The following is a 1411-nucleotide window of genomic DNA, read 5'->3' as shown; positions in this document are numbered from 1 at the left end:
GGGCGGCGGCGGCGAGAACGCGGGCGGGCTGGTTCATCTGCCGCCACTCTAGCCGACTCCTCCGGGTGCCAACACGCCAGACTCCGGGGCGCCCTCCAGGGACGCCCGCTCCCTTGTCGGCTCAGAGGGAGAGCACGTCCTCGGGGGTGTAGTATGGCCGCCGTGGCGCGACGCTGGCGCCCACCCCGAAGTAGCGGAACATCCGCTCGTGATGCGTGGCCAGCCCGCGCAGCTTCACCGAGTTCGCCATGTTCCGCGTCAACACCCCCACCGCGCTGTCCTTGAACTCGCGCAGATGGGTGAAGTCCAGCACCACCTCACACCCCTTCAGCCCCTCCAGAGACGTCTGGACCTCCTGGGCCGTCTTCCCGTCCAGTATCCCTTCCAAACGAAGGGTGACGTGACCTGCGACGTCCTCGCGGTGGATCTGCAAACCCGCCATTGCTGTGCTCTCCCTTGGATGCCGTGTGCGCGCTGTGCCAACGAATTGGGCACGGCGGCAGGAGCACATTCCGGGCCAGTCCAGCGACCGGAAAACCCATGGAAAATCCATGGGGTGCACCGCCGGGCGCGAACACTGCACTGGAACGGGAAGGAATTTCAGCTCTGGGTTGGCAACTTCTACGCGACTGTCAGGTGACGGGCGCCCGGGGTGTTGCCTGGCGATCAACCCTGGCGGTCAATCGTCTTCTGCTGATCGGCCAGGGTGAGCTGACGCTCCTGGTGGGCCTTCAGCTTCCGGAACTCCTTCACCACCTTGGTGGGGTAGCCGGCCATGAACTTCGTGCGCGCTTCCTTCTTCGCGAGGATGCGCCGGGCCAGTCCGGGGCCCGCGTTGTAGGCGACCAATGCCTTCTCCACGGAGCCGAAGCGCTCGATGAGGTTGGCCAGGTACGCGGTGCCCAGCGCCACGTTCGTCTCGGCGTCGAACAGGTTGGTGCTGCGGCCCAGCCGGAAGCCGGCCTTGTCCGCCAGCCACGTGCCCGTGTCCGGCATCACCTGCATCAGCCCCATGGCGCCCACGTGGGACACCGCGTAGTTGTTGAAGGAACTCTCGCACTTGATGACGGCCACCACGAGGAGCGGGTCCACGTTGTTGCGCTGGGCCTCGCGGACGATGGCCACCGACAGCCTGCGCTGCTGGTGCACTGGCAGGCCCGACGCCTTCACCAGTTCCACCACGCCCAGCCGCTCCGCCTCCGCGTGGAGCGCCTCGTCCTCGTACGCCTGCAGCTTCGCCAGCGCCGTCTTCAGCTCCAGCTCCCGCTGCTCCAGCCGGGTGCGCAGCTGCGTCACCTCCGCGGGCTCACCCTGCGGACCTGAAGGCACCTGCACCGGAAAGGCCTGGGCACCCGTTCCCACCAGCATCGCAGCCGTCGTCACCGCCACCGTCCAACCCCTCATCCCACCC

The 1411-nt window shown here is 67.3% G+C and carries 2 protein-coding genes; both read right to left on the bottom strand.

The window, feature by feature from the left end; all coding sequences use genetic code 11:
- Positions 1 to 121 precede the first annotated feature (121 nt).
- A complete protein-coding gene (locus HR086_RS46855; protein WP_141647218.1) occupies positions 122 to 442 on the bottom strand; it encodes an STAS domain-containing protein in 321 nt (106 codons plus the stop codon).
- A gap of 224 nt (positions 443 to 666) precedes the next feature.
- The coding region (locus HR086_RS49495) for a lytic transglycosylase domain-containing protein (protein ID WP_246137637.1) at positions 667 to 1411 on the bottom strand (745 nt) is incomplete at its 5' end.

It is taken from the genome of Myxococcus sp. CA039A (assembly GCF_013336645.1).
GTDB classification, from domain to species: domain Bacteria; phylum Myxococcota; class Myxococcia; order Myxococcales; family Myxococcaceae; genus Myxococcus; species Myxococcus llanfairpwllgwyngyllgogerychwyrndrobwllllantysiliogogogochensis.
Note: the sequence above shows the minus strand (reverse complement) of the source record. Positions and strands in the feature narration are given on the sequence as shown.